This is a genomic window from Streptomyces paromomycinus, assembly GCF_003865155.1.
Lineage (GTDB): Bacteria > Actinomycetota > Actinomycetes > Streptomycetales > Streptomycetaceae > Streptomyces > Streptomyces chrestomyceticus.
Map to the genome: position 1 here is coordinate 9,128,787 of NZ_BHZD01000001.1, position 13,735 is coordinate 9,142,521.

Sequence of the window (13,735 nt, forward strand, 5' to 3'; positions counted from 1 at the left end):
CGCCGGCCGCGTCACCCACGACAGGTGAGGGCCCGGCGGCGCGCGCTCCGGGACGGTGGGCGGCGGAGGTGCGGTGCCATGACCCACGAGGGAACGGCGCACGACGGCCCGGCCGGCGCGGGCTCCGCGCCCGCCGGCGAACTGGAGCGGCTGCGCGCGGAGGTCCGGGAGCTGCGGGCCCGCGCCGGAACGCAGGAGCGGCGGCGGGCCAGGCTGCTGGCCCTGCGGCGCCTCGTCGCGGCCGTGGTGATCGCGCTGGTGGCCGTCCTCACGGTCACCTCGGTCGTCGGGGTGTGGGGCGCGCGCACCGCGCTCGACACGGACCGCTGGGTGGCCACGGTGGGACGGCTGCCCGAGGACCCGGCCGTGAACAAGGCCGTCTCCGCCTATCTGACGGACGAGATCTTCGACCAGCTCGACGTCGAGCGGCGGCTGTCCGAGGCACTGCCGCCCCGGGCGTCGTTCGTCGCGGGACCGGTCACCGGTGCGGTGCACGGCTATGTGCGCGACACGGTCACCAAGCTCCTCGGTACGGAACAGTTCCAGGACCTGTGGCGCTCCGCCAACCGCTTCGCGCACGCCCGGATCACCGCCGTGCTGGAGGGGCGCAGCGAGGGCGTGCGGGTGCAGGGTGACACGGTCACCCTCAATCTGCTGCCGCTGGTCAACAACCTCCTCAACGCCCTGGAGGACCGGCTCCCCGCCCTGTTCGGCAAGCGGCTCGACCTGCCCACCCTGTCGTCCGGAGAGGTACCGCCCGGGCTGCGCGAACGGATCGAGAAGGCGCTCGGTGTGTCACTGCCCGCCGACTTCGCGCAGATCAAGCTCTACGACCGCGAGACGCTGGGGCAGGTGCAGCAGGCCGTGGTGCTGTTCAAACGCGGGCTGGTGGGCCTGGTGCTCGCCGTGCCGCTCCTGCTCGGCCTCGCCCTGTGGGTCTCCCCGAACCGCCGGCGCACCCTGCTCCAGCTCGGCCTGTGGCTGGTGGTCAGCGTCACCGCGCTCTCCGCCGTCCTGCGGGCGGTACGGGACCAGCTCCTCGCCCAGGTGCCGTCCGGCGTCTACCGGGACGGCGTACGGAACGCGCTGTGGACGGTCTTCACGACGCTGCGCGACCGGGGCGACCTGCTGCTGTGGCTCGGTGTCGCGCTGGCCGTCGTGATGTACCTGGTGGGCCCCGGGCGGCTGCCCGCCGGCTTGCGCCACCGGACGTCCCGGGGCGCCCGGGCCACCGGCCGGTTCGCCGCGCGCGCCGGCCGGAAGGTGTCCACGGGGAGCGGAGCGCACGCGTGGGTACGCGACCACGCCGACGTGCTCCGGGTCGCCGGCGTGGTCGTCGCCGCCCTGGTCGCCCTGCTGCTGTCGTCCTGGGCCGGCCTCCTCGTCATCGCGATGCTGCTGGCGGCGTACGAGGCCGCGGTCACGCTCGCGCTGCGCGACAGTCCCTCACCCCGGTCAGGTGAGGCGGCCCCCGGAGCGGACGCCGAGCCTGGTGCCGGGGGAGCCCGCGAGGCAGGGAGGCAGGCATGAACACGCAGACCAACGAGGAACCATCCGGACCATCCGGACCGGCCGGCGACGGCGACCGCCGGCAGCTGTGGGGTCCCTACCTGAGCGAACGCCAGTGGGGCACGGTCCGCGAGGACTACAGCGCGGGCGGTGACGCCTGGTCGTACTTCCCGCACGAGCACGCCCGCTCCCGGGCCTACCGCTGGGGCGAGGACGGCCTCGGCGGCATCTGCGACGCGAAGCAGCGCCTGTGCTTCGCGCTCGCGCTGTGGAACGGGCGCGACCCCATCCTCAAGGAGCGCGCCTTCGGCCTGACCAACGGCGAGGGCAACCACGGCGAGGACGTGAAGGAGTACTACTTCTACCTCGACAGCACGCCCACCCACTCCTACATGCGCTACCTGTACAAGTACCCGCAGGCCGAGTTCCCCTACCGCGACCTGGTGGCCACCAACCAGGCCCGCAGCCGCCAGGAGTTCGAGTACGAGCTGCTCGACACCGGCGTCTTCGACGAGGACCGGTACTTCGACGTCACCGTCGAGTACGCCAAGGCCGACCACGACGACATCCTGATCCGCATCACCGTCGCCAACCGCGGCCCCGACGAGGCGACCGCGCACGTCCTGCCCACCCTGTGGTTCCGCAACACCTGGTCCTGGTACGCAGGCGCCGTCGCCGCGCCCCGGCTGGCCGCGGCCGCCGGGCCGCGCCGCACGGCGACCGTCCGGGCCGTCCACCCCGAGCTGGGCAGCTACGACCTGCGCTGCGCCGAAGCGGTCCCGTTGCTGTTCACCGAGAACGAGAGCAACAACGAGCGGCTCTTCGGCACGCCCAACGCCTCGCCGTACGTCAAGGACGGCATCGGCCGCGCGGTCGTCGAGGGGGAGAAGGAGGCCGTCAACCCGGCCGCGGAGGGCACCAAGGCGGCCGCGCACTACACCCTGACCGTCCCCGCCGGCGGCGAGGAGATCCTGCGGCTGCGCCTCGCGCCCACCGGCTCCTCCCTGTCACTGACCGGCGGCTTCGACACCGTGTTCCGGGAGCGGATCACCGAAGCCGACACCTTCCACCGCGAACTGGCCCCGCCCGACGCGAGTGAGGACGAGGCCCGGGTGCTGCGCCAGGCCGTCGCCGGAATGCTGTGGACCAAGCAGTACTACGGCTTCGACCTGGAGACCTGGCTGTCCGAGCACGGCCTGGACCCGTGGAGCCTGCCGCGGCCCGGCATCCGCAACCGCGAGTGGTTCCACATGGTCAGCGACGACATCATCTCGATGCCCGACAAGTGGGAGTACCCGTGGTTCGCCGCCTGGGACCTGGCGTTCCACGCCGTGGCCCTGTCGGCCGTGGACACCCGCTTCGCGAAGCAGCAGCTCGAACTGCTGCTCCAGGACGCCTACCTGCACCCCAACGGGCAGGTCCCCGCCTACGAGTGGAACTTCGGCGACGTCAACCCGCCGGTGCACGCCTGGGCCGCGTACTTCGTCCACCTGGTGGAGGAACGCACCACCGGCCACGCCGACCCCGCGTTCCTGGAGCGCACCTTCCACAAGCTCCTGACGAACTTCACCTGGTGGGTCAACCGCAAGGACCCCGAGGGCCGCAACCTCTTCCAGGGCGGCTTCCTCGGCCTGGACAACATCGGCGTCTTCGACCGCAGCGCCCCACTGCCCACCGGCGGCCGGCTCGAACAGGCCGACGGCACCGCCTGGATGGCCCTGTACTGCCAGTCCATGCTCCAGATCGCGCTGGAACTGGTCGAGTACAACCCCTCCTACCAGGAACTGGTGCTGAAATTCGTCGAGCACTACCTGTGGATCGCCGGCTCCATGGACCGCGTCGGCGACCTCGGGGACGGCCTGTGGGACGAGGAGGACGGGTTCTACTACGACGTGCTGCGCCTGCCCGACGGACAGGCCGTACGGCTCAAGGTCCGTTCGATGGTGGGACTGCTGCCGCTGTGCGCGTCGACCGTCTTCCGCCCGCGGCAGCTGGAGCGGATACCGGGCCTGAGGGAGCGCCTGCGCCGCTTCGCGGACCGCCACCCCTCCCTGTCCGTCACCCTGGCCTCGGCCCAGGCGGGCGAGACCGGCGGCGCCCGGCTGCTGTCCGTCGTGGACGAGAAGAAGCTGCTGAGGGTCCTCGGCCACCTCCTGTCCGAGGACGAGTTCCTCGGCCCGTACGGCATCCGGTCCCTCTCCCGCCACCACGCCGAGCACCCGTACACCTTCTGGGTGCACGGGGAGGAATACCGTGTGTCCTACCTGCCCGCCGAGTCCGACACCGGGATGTTCGGCGGCAACTCCAACTGGCGCGGTCCGGTGTGGTTCCCGATGAACGTCCTGGTCATCCGCGGGCTGCTCAATCTGTACGGCTTCTACGGCGACGGGTTCACCGTCGAGTGCCCGACCGGCTCCGGCGTGCGGATGACCCTGTTCGAGGCCGCCGAGGAGATCTCCCGCCGGCTCACCCGCATCTTCCTGCGCGGCGAGGACGGCCGGCGGCCGTTCTACGGTGGTCAGGAGAAGTTCCGCGACGACCCGCACTGGCGCGACCTGATCCTCTTCCACGAGTACTTCCACGGCGACAACGGCGCCGGGATCGGCGCGGCCCACCAGACCGGCTGGACGGGCCTGCTCGTCACCCTGATGAAGATCTTCGGCACGCTCACGCCCGGCGACTTCCTGGCGGAGCCGGCCCGGAAGGAGAGGCCATGACCGAGCTGCCGGCACAGCCCGTCGTGTACGAGGTCAACACCCGGGTGTGGCTGCGCGAGGCCGGGCGCCGCACCGGCGCTCCGGCCGGGCTCGGCGACGTGCCCAAGGACGCGTGGGACGAGATCACCCCGCACGGCATCGACGCCGTCTGGCTCATGGGGGTGTGGGAGCGCAGCCCGCGGGGCCGCGGCATCGCCCTGTGGGACCCGTCCCTGCGTACCGCGTTCGACCGGGCCGTACCGGGCGTCGAGGAGGGCGAGATCGCCGGTTCGCCGTACTGCATCCGGCGCTACGAGGTCGACGCGACGCTCGGCGGTGCCGAAGGGCTGGCCGCCGCGCGCGCCGAACTCGGCAGCCGCGGCATCGGGCTGCTGCTCGACTACGTCCCCAACCACGTCGCCCCGGACAGCCCCTGGGTGACCGAGCACCCCGAGTACTTCGTACGGGGCACCGCCGACGACGTACGGCGCGATCCGGCCGCCTACCTCGACACCGGCTCCGCCGTCCTGGCCCGCGGTCGTGACCCCTTCTTCCCGCCCTGGCCGGACGTGGTGCAGCTGAACGCGTTCGAACCCGCCCTGCGCCGGGCGACGACGGACGTGCTCGGTCACATCGGGCAGGCCTGCGACGGGGTGCGCTGCGACATGGCGATGCTGCTGATGAACGACATCTTCGCCCGCACCTGGGGCCAGCGCGCGGGAAGCCCGCCGCAGGACGACTTCTGGCCCACGGTCATCGACGGCGTACGGCAGCGGCACCCCGGCATGACGTTCGTCGCCGAGGCGTACTGGGACCTCGAATGGGACCTGCAACAGCAGGGGTTCGACTTCTGCTACGACAAGCGTCTCTACGACCGGGTGCTGAACGAGAGCCCCGAGTCGGTGCGGCAGCACCTGACGGCCGACGAGACCTACCAGCGCAAGCTCGTACGGTTCCTGGAGAACCATGACGAGCCCCGGGCCGCGGAGACCCTGCACCCGGCCAAGGAGCGCGCGGCGGCGGTCCTGATCGCCACGCTGCCGGGCGCGACGCTGTGGCACGAGGGCCAGTTCACCGGGCGCCGCACCCGGCTGCCGGTCTTCCTGGACCGGCGCCCGGACGAGCCCGCTGACACCGCGCTGCGGGCCTTCCACGAGAGGCTGCTGGCCGGCGTGCACCGCAGCGGGATGCGAACCGGCCAGTGGCGGCTGCTGGAGTGCGCGGGCTGGCCCGACAACGCCTCCGCCGGAAACCTGCTCGCCTGGTGCTGGGAAGGCCCCGCCGGACGCTTCCTGACGGTGCTGAACCTCTCGGACCGGCCGGCCCAGGGACGCGTCCGGCTGCCGTGGCCGGAGCTGGACCCCGGCGCGTGGGTGCTGACCGGGCTGCTGGACGGCGAGCGGTACACCCGCTCCGGGACCGAGCTGACCGGCCCCGGCCTGTTCGTCGGTCTGGACGCCTGGGGCACGCACCTCCTGGCCGTCGGCCGGGACCGGGACTGAACGGGGCCGCCGCACCGAACGCCTGACACCGGCCCGCCGCGGGCTCAGTCCGCCCGCGGCGGGCCGCCGTCCGTGCCGGGACCGCAAGGCGGCCCGGCCGCCGTCCACACCGCGTCGGTCCCGGCACGGAACGCGGCGACGGCGGATTCGACGGTGGGGAAGAAGCGGTCGCCGCCGAAGGAGTGGGCCAGCCCGTAACGTCTGAGCTGGGCCAGCACCGGGTCCTTCAGCTCGGCGAACACCAGGCGGATGTGCCGCGCTTCGAGCCCCTTGCAGAGTTCCTCCAGCACGTCGGCCGCGGTGGTGTCCACGTCGGTGACCGGCTCGGCGGCGACCAGGACCCACCGGGGCGGCGGCTCGCCGTGGGTCAGGCGCAGCACCTCGTCACGGAAGGCCTTGGCGTTGGCGAAGAACAACGGCGCGTCGAAGCGGTGGATCACCAGGCCGGGCAGGCGTTCGGCCTCCGGGTAGGAGCGGACGTCGTGGTAGCCCTCCAGTCCCGGCACCCGCCCCAGCACGGTGTTGTACGGCCACCACGCGCGCCGGAAGACGTTGAGGATCGACAGGCCGACCGCGACCGCGATGCCGGGCAGCACACCGAGCAGCGCTACCCCGAGGAAGGCCGCGACGGACAGCAGGAACTCCGTCTTGCGCCGTTGCCACAGCCGCGCCGTCCCGGTGAGGTCGGCCAGGGACAGCGCCGCGGTGATGACCACCGCGGCCAGCGCGGGCTGGGGCAGGCTCCGGAACAGGCCGGGGAACAGCACCAGCATCACGACGATCAGTACCGCTCCGACGACTCCGGTGAGCTGGGTCCGGGCGCCCGCCCGCTCGGCCACGGCCGTCCGCGAGCCGCTCGTACTGACGGGGAAGCCCTGGAACAGCCCGGCGGCCAGGTTCGCGGCCCCGATCGCACGCATCTCCTGGTTGCCCTGGACCTCCTGTCCGGTGCGGGCCGCGAACGCCGACGCGTTGGAGATGGTGTCGGCGAGGGACACCAGGGCGATACCCACCGCCCCCGCGCACAGGGGAGCGAGGTCGTCCCATGCCAGGTGCGGGACGGTCAGGGGCGGGAAGCCCGTGGGCAGCGTGCCCACCAGGCCGACGCCGCGCGCGGCCAGGCCGAACAGCGGCGTCGCGGCCATGGCCAGCAGCACCATGACGAGCACCGCGGGCACCTTCGGCAGCCACCGCTGCAGCACCAGGATCAGTACGACCCCGCCCACGCCCACCGCCACGGCGGCGGGCACCGCCTTCCCGTCGGCCAGGCCACGGACGAACCCCGACGTCTCGCCGAGCAGCCCGTCGGCGTCCGTGGAGAAGCCGCACAGCTTCGGCAGCTGTCCGATCAGAATGGTCAGCGCCAGACCGTTCATGTAGCCGATCATGGTGGGCTTGGAGATCAGGTCGGCGATGAAGCCCAGCTTCGCCACGCTCGCCAGGACCATGACCGCACCGACCAGCAGCGCCAGCACCGAGGCGAGTGCCACCGCCCGTCCGCTGTCACCCCCGGCGGCGGCCAGCGGCAGCACCGTCGCCGCGATCATCGGGCCGAGGGAGGAGTCCGGGCCCAGCACCAGGATCCGTGACGGGCCGAAGAGCGCGTACGCCAGCAGGCACAGGACGGACGTGTACAGGCCGTTGATCGCGGGCAGCCCCGCCAGTTCCGCGTACGCCATGCCCTGCGGCACCAGCAGCGTGGTCAGCACGACACCGGCGACGACGTCCTTGACGAGCCACTGCCGCCGGTAGCCCGAGAGCGTCCGGAGGCCGGGCGCCGCTCCGCGGGCCTTCGCCAGGGCCCGGGAACCCCGGCCCGCCGGCGGCCGGCGGCCCCCTCCGCCGTCGGCACCGGTCATCGCGGCCGCCCGCGTTCCGCCTCCAATGCCTTGCGGGCCTCGGCCAGTTCGCGCCGTGCCTGCTCGCCGACGTCCGGGTACCGCGGATCGATGCCGGCCAGGACGTGGGAGAGCACCGCGGCCGCGCAGATGCGCGCGAACCACTTGTGGTCGGCGGGAACGACGTACCACGGCGCCCAGCGGGTGCTGGTGGCGGACAGCATGGCGGAGAACGCCCGCTGGTAGTCGTCCCACCGGGCGCGTTCGCGGGTGTCGGCCGCCGAGAACTTCCAGTTGCGCTCGGGGACGTCGATCCGCTTCAGGAACCGGCGCCGCTGTTCCTCCTTGGACAGGTTCAGGAACAGCTTCACGAGCCGGAAGCCGTTGTCGGTCAGGTAGCGCTCCCAGTCGTTGATCTCCCGGTAGCGCCGGCGCCAGAGGTCCTGCCGCCGGCCCCGGCCCGGCAGCCGCTGCCGGTCGAGGAGTTCCGGGTGCACCCGCACCACCAGGACCTCCTCGTAGTGCGACCGGTTGAAGATGCCGATCTCCCCGCGCCGGGGCAGATGGCAGGCGTAGCGCCACAGGTAGTCGTGGTCGAGTTCCTCGGCGGACGGCTGTTTGAAGCCGACCACGTGCACGCCCTGCGGGTTCACTCCCGTCATCACGTGCCGGATCGTGCCGTCCTTGCCGCCCGCGTCCAGCGCCTGGAGGCACACCAGCACCCCGTGGGTGCCCTGCGCGGCCAGTCGCCGCTGCTGGTCGGCCAGCAGGGCGACACCGGTCCGCAGCAGTTCCTCACCGTCGCTCTTGCGCCTGATACCCGCCTTGTGACCGGGGTCGAAGTCCTTGCCCAGATCGACCTCCGACCCCGGCTCCACCCGCAGGGGCGCGATGAATCGCGCGATCCGCCCGGCCCACTCGTCCGCCGTGCGCACCGCCCGGCCCGGCACGGAACCGCTCCGGCTACGCGTTGAGCGTGTCCCGGCGGACCACGCACAGGGCCCAGATGGTGGCCCCGTACAGCGCGATCAGAGTGATCGACCAGACCGGATAGTAGGGAATGGTGAGGAAGTTGACGATGATCAGCAGGGCCGCGATGCCGATCGCGAGGACCCGGGCCCAGGTGGCCGCCGTGAACAGACCGAGGCTCACGACGACGGCGACCGCCCCGAAGGCCAGGTGGATCCAGCCCCAGCTGGTCAGGTCGAACTTGAACACGTAGTTGGGGGTGTTGAGGAAGACCTCGTTCTCGGCGATGCCCATGATGCCCCGGAAGAGGTCGAGCACACCGGAGATGAACAGCATCACGGCGGCGAAGATGGTCAGACCGCTCGCGGCGGCCGTGACTCCTGCCGAGCGGTGGTGCGGGCTGGTCGTGGTGGCCATGACAGGCCCTCCGTCTCCGAGGCGGGTGCGGATTGCCCCGCGTCGGCGCCGAGGGTGCCCCGGGCGCCGGGGGCACGTCGTCACCCCCGGCGGGTGACGACGCGCGATCACCCGGCCGGGACGATGAACGGCGCCCGGCGGACGGGCCCGTGCCGTCCGCCGGGCAGCAGCGATCGGAGGCCAGACGATGACCGCACCGACCGGCCCCACCGGACCCGGCACGGGGACCCGCGGGCCCGCGCCGAGCCCACCGCGCCAGGTGCTGGTACCGCTCGCGCTCGCCCAGTTCATCTGCAGCTTCGCCGGCTCCAACATGAACGTGATGATCAACGACATCAGCGCGGACCTCGACACCACCGTGCAGGGAGTACAACTCGCCATCACCATCTTCCTGCTGGTCATGGCGGCGCTGATGATCCCCGGCGGCAAGCTGACCGACCGCATCGGCCGCAAGCGCTGCCTGGTGACCGGACTGGCCGTCTACGGTGTCGGCGCCCTGCTCAGCGCGGCTGCGCCCGGCCTCGGCGTGCTGATCCTCGGCAACTCGATCCTCGAAGGCGTCGGTACGGCCCTGCTCATCCCGCCGGTCTACATCCTCACCACGCTCTTCTTCACGGACATCACCGCCCGCGCCCGCGCGTTCGGTGTGATCATGGCGATGGGCGGTGTCGGCGCCGCCGCCGGGCCGCTGATCGGCGGGCTCATCACCACGGGGCTGAGCTGGCGGGCGGCCTTCGTCTTCCAGGCGCTGGTGGTCGCGGTGATCGTCGTACTGAGCCGCCGGATCGCGGACCCGCTGCCCCCGGAGCCCACCCGGCCCTTCGACACCGGCGGGGCGGTCCTGTCGGCCGTCGGCCTGGTCCTCGTCGTCACCGGCATCCTCGCCGCAGACGACAACGGCTGGCTGATGGCGGGGCTGCTCCTGCTCGGCGCCCTCGTACTGGCCGGGTTCTTCCGGTGGATCCGGGCGCGGGAGCGTGCGGGCCGCGAACCGCTGCTGTCCACCGGCCTGTTCCGCGACCGCACGTCCAACCTCGGCCTGCTCACGCAGAACCTCCAATGGCTGATCCTCATGGGCGTGTCGTTCGTGGTGGCCGCCTACCTCCAGGTCGTCCGCGGCTACGACGCCGTCCGCACCGGAGTGATCTTCACGGCGGCCACCGCGGGCCTCCTCGCGGCCTCGCTGGCCGCCGAGCGCTTCGCGAAGCGGCGCACGCCGCGGACCCTGGTCATGACCGGCTTCGCCGTGACGGTCGCCGGCATCGGCACGCTCCTCGCCATGGCGGGCGGCTCCCCGAGCGCCTGGGCCACCACCCCCGGACTGCTCATGATCGGCCTGGGACTCGGGGTGATGCTGACCCCGTCGGTGAACGTCGTGCAGTCCAGCTTCCCCGAGGACCAGCAGGGCGAGATCTCCGGCCTGTCCCGCAGCGTGTCCAACCTCGGCTCCTCACTCGGCACCGCGGTCGCCGGCACCGTCCTCGTCGCCGACCTGGCTTTCGGCTCCTACGCCGCCGCGCTGATCGTGCTGGCCGCCGTCGGCTGCGCCGGATTCGTCGCCGCCACGCTGCTCCCGCGACAGCGGGCGCCGCGCTGACGCGGCGCGGCCCGTGCCCCGGACGGCCCGCCCGCCGTACCGGCCGTGCCAGTCGTGCACGACCGCGCTGCGTACGACGAGATCGGCCACGGACGCGTTCCGCCTGCTCGGCAACGCCCAGAGCAGCCCCAGCGGCAGTGCGACACACAGGACGGCCCGGAGCAGGGCGCGGCCCGGCCGGAGCCGCCGGCCCGAGTGGTGCACCACCCGCAGCCCCATCACCCGGCCGCCCACGGTCCGGCCCGTCACCGACCAGCCCGCGGCCAGGTACCCGACGGCCAAACAGCACCCGAAGATGCCGGTGACCTGGTCCGACGGCCTCGGTACCGCGAACGGCGGCCCGGACACGAGGAACCGGACGGCTCCGAGGACCAGTCCCGTCAGCACGGCGATGCCCAGCACGACCAGGGCGTCCGCGAGCGCCGCCAGGGTGCGGGAGACCGGCCCCGCGGTGCGGCCTTGCAGGTGGGAGGGGCTGATGGCGGGCGAGAAAGGCGTCACGGGGCGGTCCGGCGGGCCGGCGCGCCGGACGCGGAGTCCGCGGAGCCCTCGGGCCCCTCGACAGTTCCGCCGTTCCGGGGCGACGGCGGTGAGGGGGGCGACGACGGATGCGACGACGGGTGCGGTGACGACGACGGATGCGGTGACGACGACGGAACGCTACCGTTCCGTCGCAGCAGCCGGTCGGTGAAGGCATCCACCAACCGGTCGGCCCGCGCACTCCGCAGCCGTACGGCGTCCAGCGCGTCGCCGGTCATGCTGCCGCCCGTCTCCCGGACGATCCGGCCGATGTCGATCTCTTCGAGCACCTGCCGGGTCAGACCGACCGGATCGGCCCGCACCAGCAGGGCGTCGATGTCGACCCGGCGCGCGATCCGGTCGACGTCGACCCGGTCGGCGACGCGGTTCACCTTCACCCGGTCGGCCACCTTGTTCACGTCCACCCGCGCCACCAGGGCGTCCAGGTCGAGCTGGGCGACGACCGCGGCGACGGCCCGCCGCAGCGCGGCCCGCCGGGCGCGGTCGATCCCGTCACCGATCCGGACGGCCGCCGTGCCCACCGCCGTACCCACGGCGACCACCGCCCCCAGGGCCAGCCGTGGGCCGAGCAACAGGACAGCTCCCGGCGCGCTGCCGGCGCCGTGGTGTGCACCCATGGCCGCATGGCAACGCCGTACGACGGGCTCCGCTTCATCCGCCGCGGGTGACCCCTACCGCCGGAGCCGCCCCGAAGGCCGTCGCCCGGCTGCGTTGCGGATCAGTCGTCCACGGCCTTCAGCACGTCACCGAGGTCGACGAACTTGAAGCCGGTCGAGGGGCGTTCGGCGTCCTCGGGAGTGTCGTGGCCGTCCTGCACGACGAGCAGGCCCTTCGGGTACTTGGCGCCCAGCGGCGCCGCCAGCGCGGCGGCGCCGTCGCACTCCTCCGAGCCGTCGAGGGCCGCCGAGGCCGCGGTGACGCGGAAGCCGCCCTCGTACTCGTTGTGGTCGGACAGCTCGCGGTCGTAGGCCACGAAGGTGTTGTCACCCTGGCTGGACGCCAGCAGGTAGCCGTCGCCGCCGGGCTCGGTGACCAGCGTCAGGCCCTCCACGTCGGCCGTCAGCCGCTTGCCGCCGTAGCCCGGGTCGGCGCCCGCGACGCACTCCTCGCTCGCCTCGTCGTACGTGGCCGGGACGCCGTACTCGCGGACCTTGTCGACGAGCTTCGGCGTGCCGGTCAGGTCGGCGCGCAGCCGCCAGATGCCGACGTCCTCCTGGCCCGCGTACAGCGTGCCGTTGTCCGGATCGACCACCATGCCCTCGACCTGCGGCAGTTCACCGGGCTCGGCGCAGGGGGACCACGACTTGCCGTTCGGGAGGCGGAAGGCGGCGGGCAGGTCCAGGGTGCGGACCTTGCGGTAGCCGACGGTGCCGCCGGAACCGGGAGTGAGCTCCAAGAGCGCGACGGTCGTCCGCTCGCGGCGGCTGACCAGCGCGTACGAGTGGCCGCTGGCCTTGTCGGTCCAGGTGGCGAGGCCGTAGGCGGTCCGCTGCCCGTCGATCTCCTGCTGCGAGGTGGAGAAGACGGGCGGCGCCGCGGGGTCCGTCACGTCGGTGAGCGGGCCGCCGGCCCGGTCACGGTCGATCCGGTAGAAGCGCAGCCGGTCGTTGCCGCGGTCGCTGGTCACCGCGAGGTCGGCGCGGCCCGTGGACAGCCGCAGGCCGGATATCAGGTCGACGTTGTTGTAGCGGCCCGGCGCGTGGCCCGGGCCGGGCGCGGCGGGCGCGGGCAGGGACTGCACCTCGCGCGCGTCGAGGTCGTAGACCCGCAGGCCGCCCTGTTTCGCGGTGGCGATCACCAGACTGCGGCCCGGGTCGGCGGAGTCGCGCCAGATCGCCGGGTCGTCCGCGTCGGCGTCGCCGCCGGCCGCGTCGTCGTGCAGGGCCGCGGTCTCGGCCCGTGGGGTGACGGCGGGCAGCGCGGCGGACGGGGCGGCTCCGGCGGGGGAGGGCACGGCCGTGACGGCGAGCGCCGCAAGTGCCGTGGCGAGCAAGCGTCTTGCCGTACGGGCGCTGCGGGAGGTGGCCACGTGGAAACTCCTCGGTGTCGAAGGGGCGGGGGAAGCACGGGGAGTCTGGCGTCCGTGGGTGACCATTTACCAATGGGTAACGTGTCCGTCACCCCTCCGGGGCGTGAACGGCCGGAACCGGCCCGCCGCGCAGGGGCCGCCGCGTTCTGCGGTGCGTCTGCGGTGCGTCCGAGCCCGCAGCGTCCGCAAGTGCACCCGTACGGATTCCGTGTCCGTGGCAACGGTGCGACCACGGGCCGGACGGCGTTTCCCGTGGCGGGCCGGCTCGTTGGGTGGGGTCGAGTCCTTTCGCGCCGCCGGTCACCGCCGAGCTGCCGGAAGGCTCACGCGCGTGCGGAGCGCTGGGTTCCGGCGCGAGGAGACCCGAGGAGACCAGAAGAGATGACGACCATGCGACGGATGAGCTTCGCCCTGGCCGCGGCGGTTGCGACGAGCGGTGTGCTGTTCGCCGGGACGGCCGTCGAGGCGGCCGCGACGGTTCCCCCGCAGGCGGCGAAGAGCGGTCCTCCGTTCCCGTACGCCGACTGTCTCAAGGAAGTGAAGAGGCAGTACAAGGGGAAGAAGGACCCGGTGGCCACGTGTGACGCCCTGGTGAAGAAGGGCTGGATCAAGAAGTAGGGCCGGGCCGGGGCGGCAGG

10 protein-coding genes and 1 pseudogene are annotated in these 13,735 nt (G+C 72.7%); 5 read left to right on the plus strand and 6 right to left on the minus strand.

The genetic code is table 11. The annotated features are described in order from the left end of the window. Window positions 1-78: 78 nt before the first annotated feature. The 3 genes from OEIGOIKO_RS38790 to OEIGOIKO_RS38800 are packed head-to-tail and all read left to right on the plus strand — an operon-like array spanning window position 79 to window position 5,707. Window positions 79-1,530 (plus strand): hypothetical protein, encoded by a 1,452-nt coding sequence (locus OEIGOIKO_RS38790; protein ID WP_125057978.1) that lies wholly within the window; start codon window positions 79-81, stop codon window positions 1,528-1,530. Then, window positions 1,527-4,226: an MGH1-like glycoside hydrolase domain-containing protein gene (locus tag OEIGOIKO_RS38795; RefSeq protein WP_125057979.1), complete on the plus strand. Its 2,700-nt coding sequence runs from the start codon at window positions 1,527-1,529 to the stop codon at window positions 4,224-4,226. The genes OEIGOIKO_RS38790 and OEIGOIKO_RS38795 overlap by 4 nt, the downstream gene beginning before the upstream one ends. Next, window positions 4,223-5,707, plus strand: a complete 1,485-nt coding sequence (locus tag OEIGOIKO_RS38800; protein WP_125057980.1) for an alpha-amylase family glycosyl hydrolase — start codon at window positions 4,223-4,225, stop codon at window positions 5,705-5,707. The genes OEIGOIKO_RS38795 and OEIGOIKO_RS38800 overlap by 4 nt, the downstream gene beginning before the upstream one ends. Before the next feature lie 44 nt (window positions 5,708-5,751). Here the strand turns inward: OEIGOIKO_RS38800 and OEIGOIKO_RS38805 are convergent, their stop codons facing one another. Genes OEIGOIKO_RS38805 through OEIGOIKO_RS38815 form a run of 3 tightly spaced genes read right to left on the minus strand, consistent with a single transcriptional unit; the run spans window position 5,752 to window position 8,931 of the window. Further along, a complete protein-coding gene (locus OEIGOIKO_RS38805) occupies window positions 5,752-7,566 on the minus strand; it encodes a SulP family inorganic anion transporter (protein ID WP_125057981.1) in 1,815 nt (604 codons plus the stop codon). After that, window positions 7,563-8,495, minus strand: a complete 933-nt coding sequence (locus tag OEIGOIKO_RS38810) for a polyphosphate kinase 2 family protein (RefSeq protein WP_246177848.1) — start codon at window positions 8,493-8,495, stop codon at window positions 7,563-7,565. Before OEIGOIKO_RS38810 ends, OEIGOIKO_RS38805 begins: the two co-directional genes overlap by 4 nt. A gap of 13 nt (window positions 8,496-8,508) precedes the next feature. Beyond that, window positions 8,509-8,931: a DUF7144 family membrane protein gene (locus tag OEIGOIKO_RS38815; RefSeq protein ID WP_125057982.1), complete on the minus strand. Its 423-nt coding sequence runs from the start codon at window positions 8,929-8,931 to the stop codon at window positions 8,509-8,511. Between the two features lie 187 nt (window positions 8,932-9,118). Between OEIGOIKO_RS38815 and OEIGOIKO_RS38820 the strand changes: the two genes are divergently transcribed. Continuing rightward, entirely contained in the window at window positions 9,119-10,528 is a 1,410-nt protein-coding gene (locus OEIGOIKO_RS38820; protein WP_125057983.1) for an MFS transporter, read from the plus strand. A gap of 96 nt (window positions 10,529-10,624) precedes the next feature. Here the strand turns inward: OEIGOIKO_RS38820 and OEIGOIKO_RS43690 are convergent. From OEIGOIKO_RS43690 to OEIGOIKO_RS38835, 3 genes and pseudogenes are all read right to left on the minus strand, one after another. Then, a pseudogene (locus tag OEIGOIKO_RS43690) lies at window positions 10,625-11,029 on the minus strand (RDD family protein); the annotation flags it as partial. Continuing rightward, window positions 11,026-11,685, minus strand: coding sequence for a hypothetical protein (locus OEIGOIKO_RS38830; RefSeq protein ID WP_125057984.1), 660 nt, complete (start codon window positions 11,683-11,685; stop codon window positions 11,026-11,028). The gene OEIGOIKO_RS38830 and the pseudogene OEIGOIKO_RS43690, both read right to left, overlap by 4 nt. A gap of 101 nt (window positions 11,686-11,786) precedes the next feature. Then, on the minus strand, window positions 11,787-13,097 hold the full coding sequence (locus OEIGOIKO_RS38835) for a phytase (protein ID WP_246177849.1): 1,311 nt from the start codon (window positions 13,095-13,097) through the stop codon (window positions 11,787-11,789). A gap of 381 nt (window positions 13,098-13,478) precedes the next feature. Here OEIGOIKO_RS38835 and OEIGOIKO_RS38840 point away from each other — a divergent pair, with 381 nt between their 5' ends. Then, window positions 13,479-13,715: a hypothetical protein gene (locus tag OEIGOIKO_RS38840; protein ID WP_246177850.1), complete on the plus strand. Its 237-nt coding sequence runs from the start codon at window positions 13,479-13,481 to the stop codon at window positions 13,713-13,715. Window positions 13,716-13,735: the final 20 nt, after the last annotated feature.

Bases quoted from the DNA above. Each gene is read 5' to 3' on its own strand.
- OEIGOIKO_RS38820 (WP_125057983.1), top strand. From the start codon at position 9,119: ATGACCGCACCGACCGGCCCCACCGGACCCGGCACGGGGACCCGCGGG.
- OEIGOIKO_RS38805 (WP_125057981.1), bottom strand. From the start codon at position 7,566: ATGACCGGTGCCGACGGCGGAGGGGGCCGCCGGCCGCCGGCGGGCCGG.
- OEIGOIKO_RS38830 (WP_125057984.1), bottom strand. From the start codon at position 11,685: ATGGGTGCACACCACGGCGCCGGCAGCGCGCCGGGAGCTGTCCTGTTG.
- OEIGOIKO_RS38795 (WP_125057979.1), top strand. From the start codon at position 1,527: ATGAACACGCAGACCAACGAGGAACCATCCGGACCATCCGGACCGGCC.
- OEIGOIKO_RS38840 (WP_246177850.1), top strand. From the start codon at position 13,479: ATGACGACCATGCGACGGATGAGCTTCGCCCTGGCCGCGGCGGTTGCG.
- OEIGOIKO_RS38800 (WP_125057980.1), top strand. From the start codon at position 4,223: ATGACCGAGCTGCCGGCACAGCCCGTCGTGTACGAGGTCAACACCCGG.
- OEIGOIKO_RS38790 (WP_125057978.1), top strand. From the start codon at position 79: ATGACCCACGAGGGAACGGCGCACGACGGCCCGGCCGGCGCGGGCTCC.
- OEIGOIKO_RS38815 (WP_125057982.1), bottom strand. From the start codon at position 8,931: ATGGCCACCACGACCAGCCCGCACCACCGCTCGGCAGGAGTCACGGCC.